The organism is Bradyrhizobium sp. BRP23, from assembly GCF_020194135.1.
GTDB lineage: Bacteria > Pseudomonadota > Alphaproteobacteria > Rhizobiales > Xanthobacteraceae > Bradyrhizobium > Bradyrhizobium yuanmingense.
This window is the reverse complement of record NZ_JADYVW010000001.1, coordinates 157031-174693: the sequence shown is the minus strand read 5'-3', so window position 1 is coordinate 174693 and position 17663 is coordinate 157031. Positions and strand designations below refer to the sequence as shown.

19 protein-coding genes and 1 pseudogene are annotated in these 17663 nt (G+C 64.5%); 19 read left to right on the top strand and 1 reads right to left on the bottom strand.

All coding sequences use genetic code 11. The annotated features are described in order from the left end of the window. Positions 1-27: 27 nt before the first annotated feature. From I6F24_RS00835 to mmsB, 12 genes and pseudogenes are all read left to right on the top strand, one after another. Positions 28-261, top strand: a complete 234-nt coding sequence (locus I6F24_RS00835) for a ferredoxin family protein (protein ID WP_007593252.1) — start codon at positions 28-30, stop codon at positions 259-261. A 2-nt stretch (positions 262-263) separates the two neighbouring features. Then, positions 264-1241: a HEAT repeat domain-containing protein gene (locus I6F24_RS00830; RefSeq protein ID WP_036023369.1), complete on the top strand. Its 978-nt coding sequence runs from the start codon at positions 264-266 to the stop codon at positions 1239-1241. Positions 1242-1353: 112 nt separating this feature from the next. Further along, positions 1354-2526, top strand: a complete 1173-nt coding sequence (locus I6F24_RS00825; RefSeq protein ID WP_225149816.1) for a fumarylacetoacetate hydrolase family protein — start codon at positions 1354-1356, stop codon at positions 2524-2526. A gap of 299 nt (positions 2527-2825) precedes the next feature. Further along, positions 2826-2963: pseudogene (locus tag I6F24_RS00820) on the top strand (sugar ABC transporter substrate-binding protein); the annotation flags it as partial. A 2-nt stretch (positions 2964-2965) separates the two neighbouring features. Then, positions 2966-3112 carry a hypothetical protein gene (locus tag I6F24_RS00815; protein ID WP_225150127.1) on the top strand — a complete coding sequence of 49 codons (147 nt, stop codon included), beginning with the start codon at positions 2966-2968 and terminating at the stop codon, positions 3110-3112. Further along, a complete protein-coding gene (locus tag I6F24_RS00810) occupies positions 3109-3885 on the top strand; it encodes a FadR/GntR family transcriptional regulator (RefSeq protein ID WP_225149815.1) in 777 nt (258 codons plus the stop codon). The genes I6F24_RS00815 and I6F24_RS00810 overlap by 4 nt, the downstream gene beginning before the upstream one ends. After that, positions 3882-4808, top strand: coding sequence for a Gfo/Idh/MocA family oxidoreductase (locus I6F24_RS00805; RefSeq protein ID WP_225149814.1), 927 nt, complete (start codon positions 3882-3884; stop codon positions 4806-4808). The genes I6F24_RS00810 and I6F24_RS00805 overlap by 4 nt, the downstream gene beginning before the upstream one ends. A gap of 2 nt (positions 4809-4810) precedes the next feature. Beyond that, on the top strand, positions 4811-5887 hold the full coding sequence (locus I6F24_RS00800) for an aldose epimerase family protein (protein WP_225149813.1): 1077 nt from the start codon (positions 4811-4813) through the stop codon (positions 5885-5887). After that, the gene (locus I6F24_RS00795; protein WP_225150093.1) at positions 5887-6765 is read left to right on the top strand and encodes an SMP-30/gluconolactonase/LRE family protein; all 879 of its coding nucleotides are present in this window, start codon (positions 5887-5889) and stop codon (positions 6763-6765) included. Before I6F24_RS00800 ends, I6F24_RS00795 begins: the two co-directional genes overlap by 1 nt. A 71-nt stretch (positions 6766-6836) precedes the next feature. Then, positions 6837-7907 (top strand): multiple monosaccharide ABC transporter substrate-binding protein, encoded by a 1071-nt coding sequence (gene chvE, locus I6F24_RS00790; protein WP_036005529.1) that lies wholly within the window; start codon positions 6837-6839, stop codon positions 7905-7907. A 245-nt stretch (positions 7908-8152) separates the two neighbouring features. Then, complete coding sequence (gene mmsA / locus I6F24_RS00785) at positions 8153-9730, top strand: multiple monosaccharide ABC transporter ATP-binding protein (RefSeq protein ID WP_036023397.1); 1578 nt, start codon at positions 8153-8155, stop codon at positions 9728-9730. Then, on the top strand, positions 9727-10917 hold the full coding sequence (mmsB, locus tag I6F24_RS00780; protein WP_036005525.1) for a multiple monosaccharide ABC transporter permease: 1191 nt from the start codon (positions 9727-9729) through the stop codon (positions 10915-10917). Before mmsA ends, mmsB begins: the two co-directional genes overlap by 4 nt. A 100-nt stretch (positions 10918-11017) precedes the next feature. On the opposite strand, the gene I6F24_RS00775 is transcribed toward mmsB, so the two are convergent. Continuing rightward, the gene (locus I6F24_RS00775) at positions 11018-11185 is read right to left on the bottom strand and encodes a hypothetical protein (protein WP_085974376.1); all 168 of its coding nucleotides are present in this window, start codon (positions 11183-11185) and stop codon (positions 11018-11020) included. 170 nt (positions 11186-11355) lie between these two features. On the opposite strand from I6F24_RS00775, the gene I6F24_RS00770 reads away from it, so the two are divergent. From I6F24_RS00770 to I6F24_RS00740, 7 genes are all read left to right on the top strand, one after another. Then, on the top strand, positions 11356-11931 hold the full coding sequence (locus I6F24_RS00770) for a cytochrome c oxidase subunit 3 family protein (protein ID WP_225149812.1): 576 nt from the start codon (positions 11356-11358) through the stop codon (positions 11929-11931). A gap of 2 nt (positions 11932-11933) precedes the next feature. Continuing rightward, positions 11934-12194 (top strand): cytochrome C oxidase subunit IV family protein, encoded by a 261-nt coding sequence (locus I6F24_RS00765; RefSeq protein WP_036005533.1) that lies wholly within the window; start codon positions 11934-11936, stop codon positions 12192-12194. Positions 12195-12289: 95 nt separating this feature from the next. After that, entirely contained in the window at positions 12290-12742 is a 453-nt protein-coding gene (locus I6F24_RS00760; protein ID WP_036005521.1) for a cytochrome c, read from the top strand. A gap of 41 nt (positions 12743-12783) precedes the next feature. Continuing rightward, positions 12784-14130: a cbb3-type cytochrome c oxidase subunit I gene (locus I6F24_RS00755; RefSeq protein WP_036023400.1), complete on the top strand. Its 1347-nt coding sequence runs from the start codon at positions 12784-12786 to the stop codon at positions 14128-14130. A gap of 63 nt (positions 14131-14193) precedes the next feature. Continuing rightward, entirely contained in the window at positions 14194-15006 is an 813-nt protein-coding gene (locus tag I6F24_RS00750; protein ID WP_036023401.1) for a CbbQ/NirQ/NorQ/GpvN family protein, read from the top strand. A gap of 10 nt (positions 15007-15016) precedes the next feature. Beyond that, positions 15017-16933 carry a VWA domain-containing protein gene (locus tag I6F24_RS00745; RefSeq protein WP_036023404.1) on the top strand — a complete coding sequence of 639 codons (1917 nt, stop codon included), beginning with the start codon at positions 15017-15019 and terminating at the stop codon, positions 16931-16933. A 64-nt stretch (positions 16934-16997) separates the two neighbouring features. Continuing rightward, on the top strand, positions 16998-17660 hold the full coding sequence (locus I6F24_RS00740) for an HAD family hydrolase (RefSeq protein ID WP_036023407.1): 663 nt from the start codon (positions 16998-17000) through the stop codon (positions 17658-17660). The last annotated feature ends 3 nt before the right edge of the window (positions 17661-17663 follow it).

Below are 17663 nucleotides of genomic sequence, written 5' to 3'. Positions count from 1 at the left end.
CAGAACATAGCCAACAGGAGACATCACATGCCTCTCGCGTCCTATCAGACATCGGTTCCGGTGGTGGTCGACGACGCCAAATGCATCGCGGACAAGGGCTGCACGGTGTGCGTCGATGTCTGCCCGCTCGACGTGCTGCGCATCAGCGACATGACCAACAAGGCCTACATGGCCTATGACGAGTGCTGGTATTGCATGCCCTGCGAAGCGGATTGTCCGACCGGCGCCGTCACCGTCAACATTCCCTATCTGTTGAGGTGATCATGTCGAGCCCGTTCGAATCCTATGACGATCTCGAGGACGCCGACGAGCGGCTGCAGGCGGCCGATCCCGCCGAACGCCGCGTCGCCATCATTGCACTCGGTCATTCCGGCGATCCCGCCGCGGTCGCACATCTCGCCAAAATGGTCACCGATCCCGATGCCGGTGTGCGCCAGCAGGTCGCGATGGCGCTCGGCGAGTTCGACGGACCGGAGGCAGCAAGCGCGCTGGTGAAGCTGCTCGTCGATCCCGAGAGGATCGTCGCGGCGGCTGCGGCCGACAGCATGGCTGAATTCAAGGATCCCGCCTGCGCCGACGCGATTCTGCCGCTGGTCAGGCATACCCACGCTTTCGTCCGCATGGGCGCTCTGCGCGCGCTGAAGGAACTGCGGCGCAGGGATACACTCAAGCCCGCGCTGGAAGCGCTCCAGGACCCTGACGCCGCCGTGCGCGTGCAGGCGATCGGCGTGATCGGCTTTCTCAAGCTGGAGGAATCCATTCCGGCGCTGACCGCGCTGATCAACGATCCCGATGCCCATGTGCGCCGCGCCGCCGTGAGCGCATTGGCCTTTTCGCAGATGAAGCCGGCGGCGGAGACCATCACCCGCGCGCTGAAGGATGCCGACTGGATGGTCCGCGAGATGGCAGCGGAGACGCTGGGTCTCAACGTGAATGGTGCAATCGCGGCTGATCAGCTCGTCGGCTGCCTCGCGGACGAGTTCTGGCAGGTGCGGCTGAAGGCGATCCGCAGCCTTGGCAAGATGAAGATCGAACGCGCGGTGCGGCCGATCGGCAATTGCGTCAATCACGACCAGGCGAATTTGCGCAAAGAGGCCGCCGCCGCGCTCGGCGAGATCGGCCATCCTGACGGCGAGGCATTCCTGGCCGTGATCGCCGACGATCCTGATCCTGATGTCCGCAAGAATGCGCGCTGGGCACTGCACCAGATTGCAGCGCGAAAGGCGCGGGCAGGGGCATAGTTGCACGGCGCGCCGCCGCTCTGGACTTCCAGCGCCAGACGTTTATTGGTCTTCGCTAACGGGAACGGCCGCTGCGAATGCGGCCGTTCCTTAGAACAGCGAGGACGCGGCCATGACGACATTGACTGTAAAGGACCTTCTCCCCGAGGACGGCACGAAGGGAACGCTGGTTGGCCGCGTCTGGCTGCCGCAGGTCAACGGTCCGGCCATCGTCGCCGTGCGCGGTGACGGCGTGTATGACGTCACAGCAAATTTTCCGACCATCAGCGCGCTCTGCGAGACGGACGATCCCGCCAAGGCGCTTGCCGCCACCAAGGGCGAGCGCATCAGTGATCTCGAGGCGATCGTCGCCAACACCCCGCCGGACGGGCGCGATCCCCAAAAGCCCTGGCTGCTCGCGCCCGTCGATCTCCAGACGCTGAAGGCCGCCGGCGTCACGTTCGCGATCTCGATGCTGGAACGCGTTATCGAAGAGCGCGCCAAGGGCAATCCGGCCTCGGCCGAAGCGATCCGGAAAGAAGTGACGCGCCTGATCGGCGACGATCTGTCAAAGCTCAAGCCGGGCTCGGATCAGGCGATGCACCTGAAGCAAGTGCTGATCGATCAGAATGCCTGGAGCCAATATCTTGAGGTCGGCATCGGTCCGGATGCCGAGGTTTTCACCAAGGCGCCCACCTTGTCGTCGGTCGGCACCGGCATGGATGCCGGCCTGCATCCGAAATCGACCTGGAACAATCCCGAGCCCGAGCTCGTGCTGTTCGTGTCGAGCCGCGGCAAGATCGTTGGCGGCGCGCTCGGCAACGACGTGAACCTGCGCGACTTCGAGGGCCGCTCGGCGCTGCTGTTGTCGAAGGCCAAGGACAACAACGCGTCCTGCTCGATCGGCCCGCTGCTGCGCCTGTTCGACGACACCTTCACGCTCGACGACGCGCGCAGGCTGGACATCAGCCTGAACGTCATGGGGACGGACGGCTTCGTTCTCGACGGCCATTCCTCGATCAGCAAGATCAGCCGCGATCCGACCGATCTCGTCGCGCAGACCATCGGCAAGGTGCATCAATATCCTGACGGCTTCGTGCTGTTCCTCGGCACCATGTTCGCACCCGTGAAGGATCGCGATGCGCCGGGGCAGGGATTCACCCACAAGCGCGACGACATTGTCACTATCGCAGCGCCTCAGCTCGGCAAGCTCGTCAACCGCATGCGCACCAGCGACGAGTGCGAGCCCTGGACGTTCGGCATCGGCGCACTAATGAAGAACCTGGCGCAGCGGAAGCTGATCTAGCGCTGCTGCCCTTCGCCTCCCGCAAGCGGGGGCGCACCTTCGCCCCGCTGACAGCTGAGGCTCCATCGCGCCGCCTAATTTTTTCATCCCTCCGTTGCATGAAGAGAGCAAAATCGCGCTGAACGTGTCATAACTCAGCTCGCCCCACCTCGCTGCGTTCGCTCCAAATAGTCAAATAATATGACTAGTCGGAACTCAACTTCCGTGAAATAGTGCCCGCCGCTGGCGCGAAGGCCGGCCTGTGGGTGCCATGCTACCAATCGGCGCCCCCGGATAAAACATCTTGGGAGACGCGCCTGATGCCCCCTAAAGCTCTCTGTGCGGCCAGCGCCATGGCCGCCTTGTTGCTCGCGACGCCGGCCAGCGCCCAGCTCACGATCGGCTTCTCGCAGATTGGATCGGAATCCGGCTGGCGCGCGGCCGAAACGTCTGTCTCAGCATGAAGTCGACCTCCTGCACCGCGCCAAAGCTCTTGCTGATCCCCCGCACCTCGGGCGTGCTTCTATTCGCCTTCATCGCCCTGGTGCAGGGGCTGGTCGCGCTTGCGCGCCGGCCGGCGGCGAAGCATGCGGGAGCGACGTCATGACCTCGCGGATCGTCGTCATCCCGACGCGGCGGGCCCATTCCAACCATGCGGAGGTGGCGCGTTCGATCGGCGTCGACATCATCGCCGGCCGCTATGCGGAAGGCACGCGCCTGCCGGGGGATGCCGAGATGATCGCAATGTTCGGCGTGTCGCGGCCGGTGCTGCGCGAGAGCGTCAAGACGCTGGTCGCCAAGGGCCTGCTCACCACCAAGGCGCGGGTCGGCACCGTCGTGCGCGAGCGAGCTGCCTGGAACATGTTCGACGCAGACGTGCTGGCCTGGCACCTCGATGCCGGCATCGACAAGCGCTTCCTTGACGACCTCGCCGAGATCCGTTTCGCCGTGGAGCCGCGCGCGGCGATGCTGGCGGCAACACAGCGATCCGAGCAAGACATCAGCGAGCTGCGCCGCAGCATGGATCGGATGCGGCATGAAGCGTCCGACTCGGTCGGATTTGCAGATGCAGATCTCGCGCTTCATGTTGCCGTGGCGCGTGCCTCGGGCAATCTGTTCATGCGCTCGATTGGGCATGTCATTGAAGCAGCGCTGCGCGCCTCTTTCCTGCTCAGCGCTCCGGTCGAGCCGGAGGATCGCGATACCGTGCTGCTCTGGCATCAGAAGATCGTCGATGCCATCGTCGCGGGCGATGCCCATGCCGCATCCGAGGCCATGGTCTATGTCATTCACAACGGCATGCGCCGCCATGACAGTACGGCGATCGAGACCGCCCCGGCCGAGCCGCCACCGTCGGCCGACACTGGAGAACAAGCGTGACAGACCTTCGCATCGCCATCGTCGGCTTCGGCAAGATCGCGCGGGACCAGCATGTGGCGGCGATCGCCGCCACACCGGGCGCAACGCTTGCCGCCGTGGCGAGCCGCAACGCCTCGCTGCAGGGGGTGCCGCATTTTGCGACCATCGAGGAATTGCTTCAGAAGGGGCCGCCGATCGACGCGGTCTCGCTCTGCACGCCGCCGCAGGTGCGGCGGGCCCAGGCCGCGGCGGCGCTCGCCGCCGGCAAGCACGTCATGCTGGAGAAGCCGCCGGGCACCGGCGTTGCCGAGCTTGATCCGTTGATCGCGATGGCGGCGGGTGCGAAGCGGACATTGTTTGCGACCTGGCATTCGCGCCATGCGCCGGCGGTGGAGCCGGCCCGGCAATGGCTCACTGATCGGCACATCAAATCCGTTCACATCAGCTGGAAGGAGGACGTGCGTGTCTGGCATCCCGGGCAGGGCTGGATCTGGGAGCCCGGCGGCCTCGGCGTGTTCGATCCGGGCATCAATGCGCTGTCGATCCTGACCAGGATTCTGCCGAAGCCCGTGTTTGTCACCGCGGCCGAGCTGGCCTTTCCAGCCAATTGCCAGGCGCCGATCGCGGCGAACGTGAACCTGACGGATATCAGCGGCCTGCCCGTGACCGCCGAGTTCGACTTCCGCCAGACCGGGCCGCAGAGCTGGGATATCCTGGTCGAAACCGATCAAGGCCGGCTGACGCTGTCCAGCGGTGGCGCGCGCATGGCCGTCGACGGCAAGGTGCTTGCCGAAGGGCCCGATGAGGAATATCGCGGGCTCTACCGACGCTTCGTCGCGCTCGCAGCAACCGGCGCAAGTGACGTCGATCTGACGCCGCTCCGTCTCGTCGCCGACGCCTTCCTGCTCGGCAAGCGCACGATCGTCGAACCGTTTGTGGATTGAGCATGGCCGCATCAACAATCACAAGAGACGTGTTCGGGACGCTGCCCGACGGCCGCGAGGTCGAGCGCGTCGTGCTGCGCGGGGAGGGCGCCTTCGAGGCGCGCATCATCAGCTACGGCGCGGTGCTGCAGGCGTTGATCGCGCCGGATGCCAACGGCGGATATGACGACGTCGTGCTTGGCCATGATGCCTTCGCCGGCTATCTCGCCGAACGGAAGTTTCTGGGCGCCACCGTCGGCCGCTATGCCAACCGCATCGCCAAGGGACAGTTTTCGCTTCAAGGCGAGACGGTGCAGCTAGCGGTCAACAACGGTCCGAATGCGTTGCACGGCGGGCTCGAGGGTTTTGATCGCAAGCTCTGGGAGATCGCGGAGATCGACGAAGGCGCCGAGCCCGCGGTGACGCTCACCTATGTCAGCCCGCATGGCGAGGAGAGTTATCCCGGTGGGCTCGACGTTCGCGTGACCTATCGCATCACCGGGCCGACCGAGCTGTCGCTGCTGATGGAAGCGCGGACCGACCGGCCGACCGTCGTCAATTTGACCAACCACAGCTTCTTCAATCTCGAGGGTGCGACGTCAGAGACGTCCATTCTCGACCACCGCCTGATGGTCGCCGCCGAGCAGTTCCTCGCCATCGATCCCACCGCCATTCCGCTGCCGGAGCCGCCGCGCAGCGTGGCCGGCACGCCGTTCGATTTCCGCAAACCGTGGCCGGTGGGTGAGCGCATCCGCGAAGGTGACCCGCAATTGCGCAACGGCAGGGGCTACGACCACACCTACTGCCTCGGGCGCGACGGCAAGCTTGCGCTCGCGGCGCGGCTGGAGGCGCCGCGCTCCGGGCGCATCATGGAGCTGTTCACCGATCAGCCCGGACTTCAGGTCTATTCGGGCAATTATCTCGACGGTACGATGTCCGGCAAGGGCGGCAAGCTGATCCGGCAATCGGACGCCATGTGCCTGGAGCCGCACATCTGGCCCGACGCGCCGAACCGGCCGGATTTCCCGAGCCCGCGCCTCGATCCCGGCGCGGTCTATCGCCATCACACGGTCTATCGCTTTTCAGTGAGGTCGCCATGATGGAGCAGGTGCCGACGACTGTCCTCTCGGATCATCCTTGCCATCTCGGCGAAGGTCCGACCTATGACGTGACCACGGATATGGCGTGGTGGTTCGACATTCGCGAAGGCAAGCTGTTCGAGGCGCAACTCGGCACCGGCACTGTCCGCAGCCACGCGCTCGGGCGGATGGCGAGCGCGCTGGGGCGCATCGACGCCGAGCGGCAGCTGATCGTCGCCGAGGACGGCCTCTATATCCGCAAGCTCGCTGATGGTGCGATGACGCTGTTCTGTCCGCTCGAAGCGGACAATCCGGCGACGCGCTCAAACGATTGCCGCGTGCATCAATCCGGTACGTTCTGGATCGGCACCATGGGCAAGAAAGCCGAGCCGAAGGCGGGCGCGATCTACGCCCTTCATCGCGGCAAGATCTTGACGCTGTTTCCCGGCATCAGCATTCCCAATTCGATCTGCTTCTCGCCCGACGGCGCCACCGGCTACTTCACCGACACGCCGCGTGCGGTGCTCTATGCCGTGCCGCTCAACCCCGCGACCGGCCTGCCGCGCGGCGAGCCGGAGGTGCTGTTGCGCCACAGCGGCATCGGCGGTCTCGACGGTTCGGTATGCGACGCCGACGGGCAGATCTGGAATGCGTGCTGGGGCGCGAGCCGGATCGACGTCTACTCGCCGCAAGGCGAGCGCCTGCGTTCGCTTAGCGTGCCGGCGAAGCAGGCGAGCTGCCCCGCCTTCGTCGGCCCCGACCTGTCGCGCCTGCTCGTCACGTCGGCTTGGCAGGATATGGACACGGCGGCACGCGCTGCCGATCCGCAAGCCGGCTGCACCTTTCTGCTCGAAGCAGCCGCACGCGGACGCGCGGAACCCGACGTCAAGCTCGCATAGGAGGCCCAAGCCGTACACGACCGTCGTTCTCGACACCACGAAGAAAGTCTGACACCCAAAGGGAGTGAAACATGCTGAAACTGAAGACAACATTTCTCGCGCTGGCGTTGGCCAGTGCCGCCACGATGGCCACAGGCGTCGCTGCCTTCGCCCAGAAGGCGACGGTCGGCATCGCCATGCCGACGAAGTCCTCGGCGCGCTGGATCGACGACGGCAACAACATGGTCAAGGTGCTGAAGGAGCGCGGCTACAACACCGACCTGCAATATGCCGAGGACGACATCCCGAACCAGCTCTCCCAGGTCGAGAACATGGTGACCAAGGGCGCCAAGGCGCTGGTGATCGCCGCGATCGACGGTACCACCTTGTCCGACGTGCTCAAGCAGGCGAAAGCAAAAGGCATCACCGTGATCGCCTATGACCGCCTGATCCGCGGCACGCCGAACGTCGACTATTACGCGACCTTCGACAACTTCCAGGTCGGCGTGCTCCAGGCGGAGTCGATCGTGCAAGGTCTCGGCCTGAAGGACGGCAAGGGCCCCTTCAACATCGAGCTGTTCGGCGGCTCGCCCGACGACAACAATGCCTACTTCTTCTACAACGGCGCCATGAGCGTGCTGAAGCCGTATATCGACAGCGGCAAGCTCGTCGTCGTGTCCGGCCAGATGGGCATGGATAAGGTCGCGACCCTGCGCTGGGACGGCGCCACGGCGCAGGCCCGCATGGACAACCTGCTCAGCGCCTACTACGGCAACAAGAAGGTCAACGCCGTGCTGTCGCCCTATGACGGCCTCTCGATCGGCATCATCTCCTCGCTGAAGGGCGTCGGCTACGGCAGTGCCGGCCAGCCGATGCCCATCATCTCGGGCCAGGATGCCGAGGTGCCCTCGATCAAGGCCATGCTGCGCGGCGACCAGTACTCGACCATCTTCAAGGACACCCGCGACCTCGCCAAGGTGACCGCCGACATGGTCGACGCCGCGCTCGCCGGCAAGCAGGTCACCGTCAACGACACCAAGACCTACGAGAACGGTGTCAAGACCGTGCCGTCCTATCTGCTGAAGCCGGTTGTGGTCTACAAGGACAATTGGGAGAAGACCCTGGTCGACAGCGGCTACTACAAGAAGTCGCAGTTCCAGTAAGACTCTCTCTTTTTCCCCTCTCCCCGCTTGCGGGGAGAGGGTTAGGGTGAGGGGCCTCTTTCCATACGGGCAGTGGTTGGTATGCACTCCGTCATTGCGAGCGCAGCGAAGCAATCCAGTCTGCCACCGCGGAAATTGTCTGGATTGCTTCGCTGCGCTCGCAATGACGATGTGGATGCAGCGATATCAGTCAACCTCTCCCCGCACGCGGGGAGAGACGAAGTAACGCAAGGGACACCAAAGCCATGACCGCCATGCTGGAGATGCGCAACGTCAGCAAGAGCTTTGCCGGCGTGCAGGCGTTGCGCGACGTCAACTTCTCGGTTCGCGCCGGGCAGATCCATGCGCTCGTCGGCGAGAACGGCGCCGGCAAGTCGACGCTGATGAAGGTGCTGAGCGGGGTCTATCCGCACGGCAGCTACGAGGGCACCATCGTCTTCGAGGGCGAGGAGCGCCGCTTCCGCGACATCAATGATTCCGAGGCGCTGGGCATCATCATCATCCATCAGGAGCTGGCGCTGATCCCGCTGATGTCGATCGCGGAGAACATCTTCCTGTCGCATCCGCCGTCGAAGTTGGGGGTGATCGACCGCGACGAGGTCTACCGGCGCACGCGCGAGCTGCTGGCGCAGGTCGGCCTGAAGGAATCGCCGGATACGCTGATCACCGATCTCGGCGTCGGCAAGCAGCAGCTTGTCGAGATCGCGAAGGCGCTGTCCAAGCGGGTGCGGATGCTGATCCTGGACGAGCCGACCGCGAGTCTCAACGAGGCCGACAGCGCCGCGCTGCTCGAACGGCTGATGACGTTCCGCGAGCAGGGCATCGGCTCGATCCTGATCTCGCACAAGCTGAACGAGGTTGCCAAGGTCGCCGACCACATCACCGTGCTGCGCGACGGCCGCACGGTGGACAGCATCGACTGCCACGCCGAGCAGATCCAGGAAGACCGCATCATCCGCAGCATGGTCAACCGCGATATGGCGCACCGCTTCCCGGAGCGCAACGTGAAGATCGGCGAGCCGGTGCTCGACGTCGAGAACTGGTCGGTCTATCACCCCATTCATCCCGAGCGGCAGGTGATCAAGAACGTCAGTTTCGGTGTCAAGCGCGGCGAGGTCGTGGGCATTGCCGGGCTGATGGGGGCTGGGCGCACCGAGTTCGCCATGAGCCTGTTCGGCCGCTCCTGGGGCACCAATATCAGCGGCACTATCCGGCTCGAAGGCCGGGAGATCGCGCTGCCGAGCGTCGCCGCCGCGATCGACGCCGGCCTTGCCTACGTCACCGAGGACCGCAAGCAGCTCGGCCTGATCCTCGCCGACGACGTCCGCAAGAACATTACGCTGGCGAGCCTCGACCAGGTCGCACCTGGGAGGGTGATCGACGACATCGCCGAGCTCAAGGTCGCCAGCGACTACCGCAACCGCATGCGCATCCGCTGCTCCGACGTCTACCAGGAGACCGGCCAGCTCTCCGGCGGCAACCAGCAAAAGGTCGTGCTGTCGAAATGGCTGATGACCGACCCGAAGGTCCTGATCCTGGACGAGCCGACCAGGGGTATCGACGTCGGTGCCAAATATGAGATTTACTGTATCATCAACGAGCTTGCGGAAGCCGGCCGCGGCGTCGTGGTGATCTCCTCGGAGATGCCCGAGCTGCTCGGCATCTGCGACCGCATCTGCGTCATGAACGACGGCGCCTTCGTCGGCGAGTTCAAGGGCTCAGAGGCGACACAGGAAAAGATCATGCGCGCCATCATGCGCAACGAACGAAGCATTGGGAACGCCGCGCCCGCGGCCGCGGAGATGGGAGGATCGCAGCTATGACCGACAAGACGGTTTCGCTGCCCGAGGAGCGCCGGCACGGCAGCTTCATCAAGAACAATTTGCGCAATTACGGCATGTTGATGTCGCTGGTTGCAATCATGCTGTTCTTCCAGGTCGTGACCGGCGGCACGCTGCTGCAGCCGCTCAACCTCACCAACCTGGTGCTGCAGAACAGCTACATCGTCATCATGGCGCTGGGCATGCTGCTGGTCATCGTCACCGGCCATATCGACCTTTCGGTCGGCTCGGTCGCGGGCTTCATCGGCGCCGTGGCGGCCTTGCTGATGGTGACCTACAAGGTCGATTATACGCTCGCCTTCATCGCTTGCCTCGCGCTCGGTGGCGCGATCGGTGCCGCGCAGGGCTATTGGGTGGCCTATTTCAAGATCCCCTCCTTCATCGTGACGTTGGCGGGCATGCTGGTGTTCAAGGGCCTGGCGCTCGCGGTGTTGCAGGGCCAGTCGCTCGGGCCGTTCCCGGCGACCTTCCAGAAGCTGTCCTCGGGTTTCATTCCGGAACTGCTGCCGGAGGCCGGCACGCTGCATCCGACCTCGATGCTGATCGGCGCCGTTCTCGCGCTCGGGCTCGTCTATGCCAGCGCCAAGGGAAGGTCGCGCGAGCAGTCGCACGGCATCGAGGTCGAACCCTATGCGTTCTTCCTCGGCAAGAGCATCTTGCTCGCCTGCGCCGTGCTCTATTTCACCTATCTGATCGCCTCGCATCGCGGCCTGCCCAACGTGCTGGTGATCATGACTGCGCTGATCGCGCTCTACGGCTTCGTCACCCGCCGCACCGTGATCGGCCGACAGATCTACGCCGTCGGCGGCAACGCCAAGGCGGCGAGCCTGTCTGGCATCAAGACCGAGCGGCTGACCTTCCTCACCTTCGTCAACATGGGCGTGCTCGCCGCGCTCGCCGGCCTCGTCTTCGCCGCGCGGCTCAACACGGCGACCCCGAAGGCCGGCCTCGGCTTCGAGCTCGACGTCATCGCCGCCTGTTTCATCGGCGGCGCCTCGGCCTATGGCGGTGTCGGGCGGGTCGGCGGTGCCGTGGTCGGCGCCATGATCATGGGCGTGATGAACAACGGCATGTCCATCCTCGGCATCGGCATCGACTATCAGCAGGTCATCAAGGGCCTGGTGCTGCTGGGCGCGGTGTGCATCGACGTGTACAATCAGCGGCGGTAGCGCTTCGTAGCCCGGATGCGGCGCAGCGTAATCCGGGTCTCTGCGCTTGGTGAGATTTCCCGGATTGCGCTGCGCTGCATCCGGGCTGCGGTCCTAAGCACTACGGCAGCGGTGATTGCGTCGTGAACAGCACGGTCGCGATCCCGATCGAGAGCCCCACCGCCGATACGGTTCCCACCGTCGACAGCACGCCCATGCGCCTGAGCGCGATGGCGAAGGCAATGATGATGGGTGTTGCGGTCATCAGCCCGATCTGTGCATCGCTCATGGGATCGTCCGGCGCTCCGTGAAGCTCTGAGCCGGTTCGTACCGCGAAACGGCTGGCTGAACGTTGTGTCGGCGCAAACAGGAGCCCTGCAGTCCTCCAGTTTGTCCGGCAACAAATTCGGAACCTGGTGGCCGAGCTAAGTCTGACCGGTGTCCTGATCCGGAAAGACGATGTCGACGGCCGAGTGCGAACAGCAGGAAACAGGCTGGGGAATCCTGCAGGATCTCCCCGGCGATCCCATGATCTGGGTGCTGATCTTCAGCGAACTCGTCGCCTTCGGCCTGCTCCTCGGCGCCTTCTGTGTCGCCCGCGCGATTCACCCCGCGGTGTTCGCGGCCGGGCAGGCCACGCTCGATTCGCATCTCGCCGGCCTCAACACCGTCGTGCTGGTGACCAGCGGCTGGGCGGCGGCCCGGGCGACCAAGGCCGTGCGGAATGGACAACGGGCAACGACACGATACTGGCTTCTCGGCGCCATGGCACTCGGCTGCCTTTTCATCGCGATCAAGCTCGCAGAGTACGCCGAAGAAACCGGGCGCGGGGTCGGGCTTGAGACCAATCCCTTCTTCACGCTCTACTTCCTGCTGACCGGCTTTCATCTCCTGCACGTTGGCCTCGGCATCATCATTCTCGCCGTGGTCTGCCGCCGTGCCGGGATATCAGGCGTCGAGACGGGAACGGCCTTCTGGCACATGGTCGATCTGGTCTGGATCGTGATGTTCCCGATCCTGTATCTGGTGAAATGACGATGCCAGATCGTGTCGACGTCACCTGGATCGCCTTGATCGGCCTTGCGCTTGCGATCGTCCTGCTGCCGCCGCTAATACCACGGGCGCTGCTCGGCAACGCTCTGCTGCTTGCCTTCGCCGCGCTCAAGGGGCATCGCATCGCGCTCGACTTCATGGATCTTCGCGCCGTCCCCGCACTCTGGCGCGGTCTCGTCGCGAGCTGGATCCTCATCGTGCTGCTGCTTGCCTGGCTAGCCTCGGCGCTCGTCGCCCTGATCTGACGCGCTCATTGCGCCCTGACAAAGAACGGGCCGGGCAAAGCGGCAATAAATCACACCATCGCAATTTCGCAGGAATCAACCGGAAAGGATTGGCAATGGCTGAACGCCTGACCAAGTCGGCCGCTCGAAACGTCTTCTACGGCGGCTCGGCCTTTTTCTTCGCCATCTTCATAGGGCTAACGGCGCACAGCCATTACTACATGGCCACGACATCGACCGACGCAGCCACGCTGACGTCTTCGGTTGCCCGCGGCAAGCACGTCTGGGAGAAGAATTCTTGCATCAACTGTCATACCCTGCTGGGCGAGGGCGCCTACTTTGCGCCTGAAGTCGGCAATGTCTGGGATCGCTGGGGTGGCAACGAGGATCCGGCCGCCGCGCGCGAGACATTGAAGGCCTGGATGCAGTCGCAGCCTTCGGGCGCACCGGGCCGCCGGCAGATGCCTCAATTCAACCTCACCGACCAGGAGCTCGATGATCTCGCCGACTTCCTGCAATGGACCAGCAAGATCAAGCGCCAAGAGTGGCCGCCGAACAAGGCGGGCTGAGCGCATCGCTTCCTGAAATCCCTCAAGACAGAGAGCCTGAGATGAAATATCAGACCCAGAAAGTCGCGATGCTGTATTTCTACGGCGCGCTGACCCTGTTCGTGGCGCAGGTCCTATTCGGCCTCGTCGCTGGAACGATCTACGTCCTGCCCAATACGCTGTCGACCCTGCTGCCGTTCAACGTCGTCAGGATGATCCACACCAACGCGCTGATCGTGTGGTCGTTGATCGGCTTCATGGGCGCGACCTACTTCCTGCTGCCCGAGGAAACCGAGACAGAGCTCTACAGCCCGCTGCTGGCCAAGATCCAGTTCTGGATGTTTTTCGGTGCTGCGGGTGTGGCTGTGGTCGGTTATCTCTTCCAATACCACGAGGGCCGCGAATTCCTCGAACAGCCCTTCATCATCAAGGTCGGCATCGTCGTCGTCTGCCTGATGTTCCTGTTCAACGTCACCATGACGGCGCTGAAGGGCCGTAAGACCACGATCACCAACATCCTGCTATTCGGGCTGTGGGGCGTTGCGATCTTCTTCCTGTTCGCCTTTTACAACCCGGTAAATCTCGCGGTCGACAAGATGTACTGGTGGTATGTTGTTCATCTCTGGGTCGAGGGCGTCTGGGAGCTGATCATGGCCTCCGTGCTCGCTTATCTCATGATCAAGCTCAACGGCATCGACCGCGAAGTGGTCGAGAAGTGGCTCTACGTCATCATCGGGCTGGCGCTGTTCTCCGGCATCCTCGGCACCGGCCATCATTTCTACTGGATCGGCGCGCCCGGTTACTGGCAGTGGATCGGCTCGCTGTTCTCCACGCTCGAGGTCGCGCCGTTCTTCACCATGGTGATCTTCACGGTGCAGATGACCTGGAAGGCCGGCCGCAAGCACCCGAACCGCGCTGCATTGTTGTGGTCGGTCGGCTGCTCGGTCATGGCGTTCCTCGGCGCCGGTGTCTGGGGTTTCCTGCACACCCTGTCCTCGGTCAACTACTACACCCACGGCACCCAGGTTACCGCCGCGCACGGCCATCTCGCCTTCTTCGGCGCCTATGTGATGCTGAACCTGTCCGTGATGGCCTATGCAATCCCACAGATCAGAGGGCGTGCGCCCTACAATCAATGGCTCTCCATGGCGAGCTTCTGGATCATGTGCACCGCCATGATGGTTATGACCTTCGCGCTGACCTTCGCCGGCGTGGTCCAGGTCCATCTCCAGCGCGTGCTCGGCCAGGGCTACATGGACGTGCAGGACCAACTCGCGATGTTTTACTGGGTCCGGCTGGGGTCCGGCGTGTTCGTCGCGATCTCCGCGCTGATGTTCGTGTGGGCCGTGCTTGTGCCCGGTCGCGCCCGTCAGCCGGTCATCCCCGGCGCGTTGCAGCCGGCCGAGTGAGCGCGCAAAGGCGGCCGTGGCTCGCTGCGGCCGCCGTCACTATGTGAATTCCGGAGAAAAACCATGAATGCAGCAATTCTCGCCGTGGCGAAGCCCGAACCTCAGCCGCCCGCCTATATTGCCAGTGGCAACGAATGCGCGCTGTTCGAGCACGCTTGGCGCAATCAGCTGCCGGTGCTGCTGAAGGGGCCGACCGGCTGCGGCAAGACGCGCTTCGTCACGCATATGGCGGCGCGGCTGGGATTGCCGCTGCACACCGTCGCCTGCCACGACGATCTCACCGCGGCCGATCTCACCGGCCGCTATCTGCTCAGGGGCGGCGATACCGTGTGGAGCGACGGCCCGTTGACGCGGGCGGTGCGCGAGGGCGGCATCTGCTATCTCGACGAGGTCGTGGAGGCGCGCAAGGACGTAACGGTGGTGCTGCATCCCCTGACCGACGATCGCCGCATCCTGCCTCTGGAGCGTACCGGCGAGCAGCTTGCCGCGCCGAACAGCTTCATGCTCGTCGTCTCCTACAATCCAGGCTATCAGACGCTGCTCAAGGCGCTCAAGCCGTCGACGCGGCAGCGCTTTGTCGCGATCGAGTTCGGCTTCCTGCCGCCGGAGCAGGAGATTGCGGTGGTCGCCGCCGAGAGCGGACTATCGCCGGAGCGCGTGCGGCCGCTGGTCGGGCTGGCTGGCCGGCTGCGCGCGCTGAAGGGCCACGACCTGGAGGAGGGTGTCTCGACCCGGCTCGTCGTCTATTGCGCGACCCTGATTGCGGCCGGCATGCCGACGGCCGATGCCGTGCTCGCTGGCATGATCGAGCCGCTGACCGACGATGCCGATGTCAAGGCGGCGCTGCTGGACGTCGCGCGTGCCGTGATCGGCTGAGGCGGCTCCGATGCTCGATTTCCTCGAACTGGAAGAGACCGTCGGCCGCGCCTGGCACCGCATGGTCGGTGGCACCGCCAGCTATCCGGTTCATGCCGAGCATGCGGTCTCGCTTGCGGAAATGAGAAACAGGCTCGCGGTGATGTTCCGCGCGCTGGGCGGTGAGGCGGGTGTGCAGATCGCCGGTGCCGGCGCGCGCAAGTCCGGGCATCGGCTCGGCTGGCGGCAACGCATCGGTCTCGGTGACGAGCGCCTGGAGCAGCCGGGCCGCGATGCCACCTCCATCTTCCTTCCTGAAAGCATCGCGATCTTTCCCGACAACGCGCTGAATGCAGCGCTCTATCGCTGGCTCGCGGCATGGTTCGCAGCCGCGCCGATCGAAACCATCACCGAATCCGATCCGCTGCGGCGGGATCTTCTGGTGTTGCGCCGGGCCAGCGAGACGGCGGTCTTCGTGCTCACGCAATTTCCCGGCCTCGTCGACGACTATGCGCAACTCGCCGCAGCAACTGCCGAAGCCAGGCCGCGTCGCCCCTTGCCGCGCATCGAGCAGGAGGTCGAGCAGATCGTGCTGGCGCTACTTGGAACCGGAAAGGCTCCCGTGGGCAAGCTGTGGCCGGCGATGATGGGAACGGAGCCGCTACCGGTCAAGGCGTCGCCTGGCTATCGCTCGATGCTTCCGTGCCCGCTGTGGGGCGATTGCTGGACCCGCGAGCTGTCGCCTGCGCATGCGGGCGTGGATGAATGCGCCGATGGTGCGGAGGCCGCGAGCGAGGACAATCGCAAGCACTTTGCCGTGCGCGAGCGCGAGGACGGCGCCAATCGCCGCGATCCCTTCGTACTCAACCGCTTCGAGAAAATTCTCGCGATGGCCGAGATGGTCAATGTCGACCGCCCCACCGATGACAGTGAGGAGGAGGATGCGCAGAAGGCGGCGGACGATCTCGAGGAGATAACGCTCAGCCGCCGCAGCGGCAAGCCGGCGGGCCGGTTCAAGTTTGATCTCGACCTCCCGCCGGAGGCCCTCGATGCCTCGCGCTTGACTGCGGACCTGACCTATCCAGAATGGGATTATCGCAGCGGCTCCTATTTGCCGGATCATTGCCGCGTACTCGCATCTGCCGCCCCCGAGAATGGGGAAAGCTGGACGCCCGACGAGACCATGCGCCGGCACATCCGCCAGGTGCGCCGCCGCTTCGAGGTCCTGCGGCCGCGCCATGAGTTGATGCGGGCTCAGGCCGACGGGCATGATCTGGATCTAGACGCGCTGGTGCGTGCGCGGTGCGATCTCCGCGCCGGCAGCAGCAGCGGTCTTGATCGCGTCCACGTGGCGATGCGCCCGCAAGGTCACGATCTCGCTGTCACGCTGCTGGTCGACGTCTCGCTCTCCACGGACGCCTGGGCCAATGGCTACCGCGTGCTCGACGTCGAGAAGGAGGCGCTGCTCGTGCTTGCCCACGGCCTATCCGCCTGCGGCGATCACCACAGCATCCTGACCTTCACCTCGCGCCGGCGCTCCTGGGTGCGGCTCGAGACGGTTAAGGCGTTCGGCGAGCCGATGAGTGACGTGGTCGAGCGCTGCATTGGCGCGCTCAAGCCCGGCTATTACACGCGGATCGGTGCGGCGGTACGGCATGCCGTCGCCGAGCTTGCACGCCAGCCGCAGCGCAAGAAGCTGCTGCTCGTCCTCACCGACGGCAAACCGAACGACGTCGACCACTATGAAGGGCGCTTTGCGGTCGAAGACACCAGAAAGTCCGTGCAGGAAGCGCGCCGGCTCGGGATCGCGGTGTTCGGCGTAACGATCGACGCGGCGGCGCAATCCTATTTTCCGGCCCTGTTCGGGCGCAGCGGCTATGCGATCGTCGGCAACATCAAGCGACTGCCCGCGGCACTGCCGGCGATCTACCGGCAGGTGGCCCACTGAGGCGGTTCATGCAACTCGACGTTGGGCTATTGCTCACGGCTTGGGTATATGATCGAATGTCCGGATGGACCAGAGCCGGCCAAATCCCGATCTGATCATCTTCGACTGCGACGGCGTGCTCGTCGACAGCGAGCTCTTGAGCTGCCGCTGCCTGTCCGAGGTCCTGGCGGAATTCGGTCTCGTGCTCAGCGAGGAGCAGGCGCTCGAGCTGTTTCTCGGACGCAGCACCAAGGCCGTCGAGCAGCATTATCGCGATCTCGGGCACTCGCTGACGGACGCCTTCCCGCCCCGACTGAAGTCGCGTGTGCTGGAGAATTTTGCCGCCTCGCTCGCGCCGATTCCCGGGGTGGAGGCGGCGATCTCCGGACTGACCGTGCCGTTCTGCGTGGCCTCGTCGAGCGATCTCGACCGCGTCTCGCTCTCGCTCGACGTCACCAGTCTTCGGGCATATTTCGGCGATCGGATCTACACCGCGCAGATGGTCAGGCACGGCAAGCCGGCGCCTGATCTCTTTCTTCATGCGGCCGAGAGCATGCGCACGCCGCCATCGCGCACGCTGGTGATCGAGGATAGCGTCAGCGGCGTGCAGGCGGGTAAGGCGGCCGGCATGACCGTCTGGGGATTTGTCGGCGGCGGCCATTATCGCAGCCGCGATGGCCGGGCTATATTATCGGCCGCCGGGGCCGATCGGGTCTTTACACATATGAGCGATCTCTGGGAGGTGTGAGCG

Bases quoted from the DNA above. Each gene is read 5' to 3' on its own strand.
- I6F24_RS00835 (WP_007593252.1), top strand. From the start codon at position 28: ATGCCTCTCGCGTCCTATCAGACATCGGTTCCGGTGGTGGTCGACGAC.
- I6F24_RS00830 (WP_036023369.1), top strand. From the start codon at position 264: ATGTCGAGCCCGTTCGAATCCTATGACGATCTCGAGGACGCCGACGAG.
- I6F24_RS00825 (WP_225149816.1), top strand. From the start codon at position 1,354: ATGACGACATTGACTGTAAAGGACCTTCTCCCCGAGGACGGCACGAAG.
- I6F24_RS00815 (WP_225150127.1), top strand. From the start codon at position 2,966: ATGAAGTCGACCTCCTGCACCGCGCCAAAGCTCTTGCTGATCCCCCGC.
- I6F24_RS00810 (WP_225149815.1), top strand. From the start codon at position 3,109: ATGACCTCGCGGATCGTCGTCATCCCGACGCGGCGGGCCCATTCCAAC.
- I6F24_RS00800 (WP_225149813.1), top strand. From the start codon at position 4,811: ATGGCCGCATCAACAATCACAAGAGACGTGTTCGGGACGCTGCCCGAC.
- I6F24_RS00795 (WP_225150093.1), top strand. From the start codon at position 5,887: ATGGAGCAGGTGCCGACGACTGTCCTCTCGGATCATCCTTGCCATCTC.
- chvE (WP_036005529.1), top strand. From the start codon at position 6,837: ATGCTGAAACTGAAGACAACATTTCTCGCGCTGGCGTTGGCCAGTGCC.
- mmsA (WP_036023397.1), top strand. From the start codon at position 8,153: ATGACCGCCATGCTGGAGATGCGCAACGTCAGCAAGAGCTTTGCCGGC.
- mmsB (WP_036005525.1), top strand. From the start codon at position 9,727: ATGACCGACAAGACGGTTTCGCTGCCCGAGGAGCGCCGGCACGGCAGC.
- I6F24_RS00775 (WP_085974376.1), bottom strand. From the start codon at position 11,185: ATGAGCGATGCACAGATCGGGCTGATGACCGCAACACCCATCATCATT.
- I6F24_RS00770 (WP_225149812.1), top strand. From the start codon at position 11,356: ATGTCGACGGCCGAGTGCGAACAGCAGGAAACAGGCTGGGGAATCCTG.
- I6F24_RS00765 (WP_036005533.1), top strand. From the start codon at position 11,934: ATGCCAGATCGTGTCGACGTCACCTGGATCGCCTTGATCGGCCTTGCG.
- I6F24_RS00760 (WP_036005521.1), top strand. From the start codon at position 12,290: ATGGCTGAACGCCTGACCAAGTCGGCCGCTCGAAACGTCTTCTACGGC.
- I6F24_RS00755 (WP_036023400.1), top strand. From the start codon at position 12,784: ATGAAATATCAGACCCAGAAAGTCGCGATGCTGTATTTCTACGGCGCG.
- I6F24_RS00750 (WP_036023401.1), top strand. From the start codon at position 14,194: ATGAATGCAGCAATTCTCGCCGTGGCGAAGCCCGAACCTCAGCCGCCC.
- I6F24_RS00745 (WP_036023404.1), top strand. From the start codon at position 15,017: ATGCTCGATTTCCTCGAACTGGAAGAGACCGTCGGCCGCGCCTGGCAC.
- I6F24_RS00740 (WP_036023407.1), top strand. From the start codon at position 16,998: ATGGACCAGAGCCGGCCAAATCCCGATCTGATCATCTTCGACTGCGAC.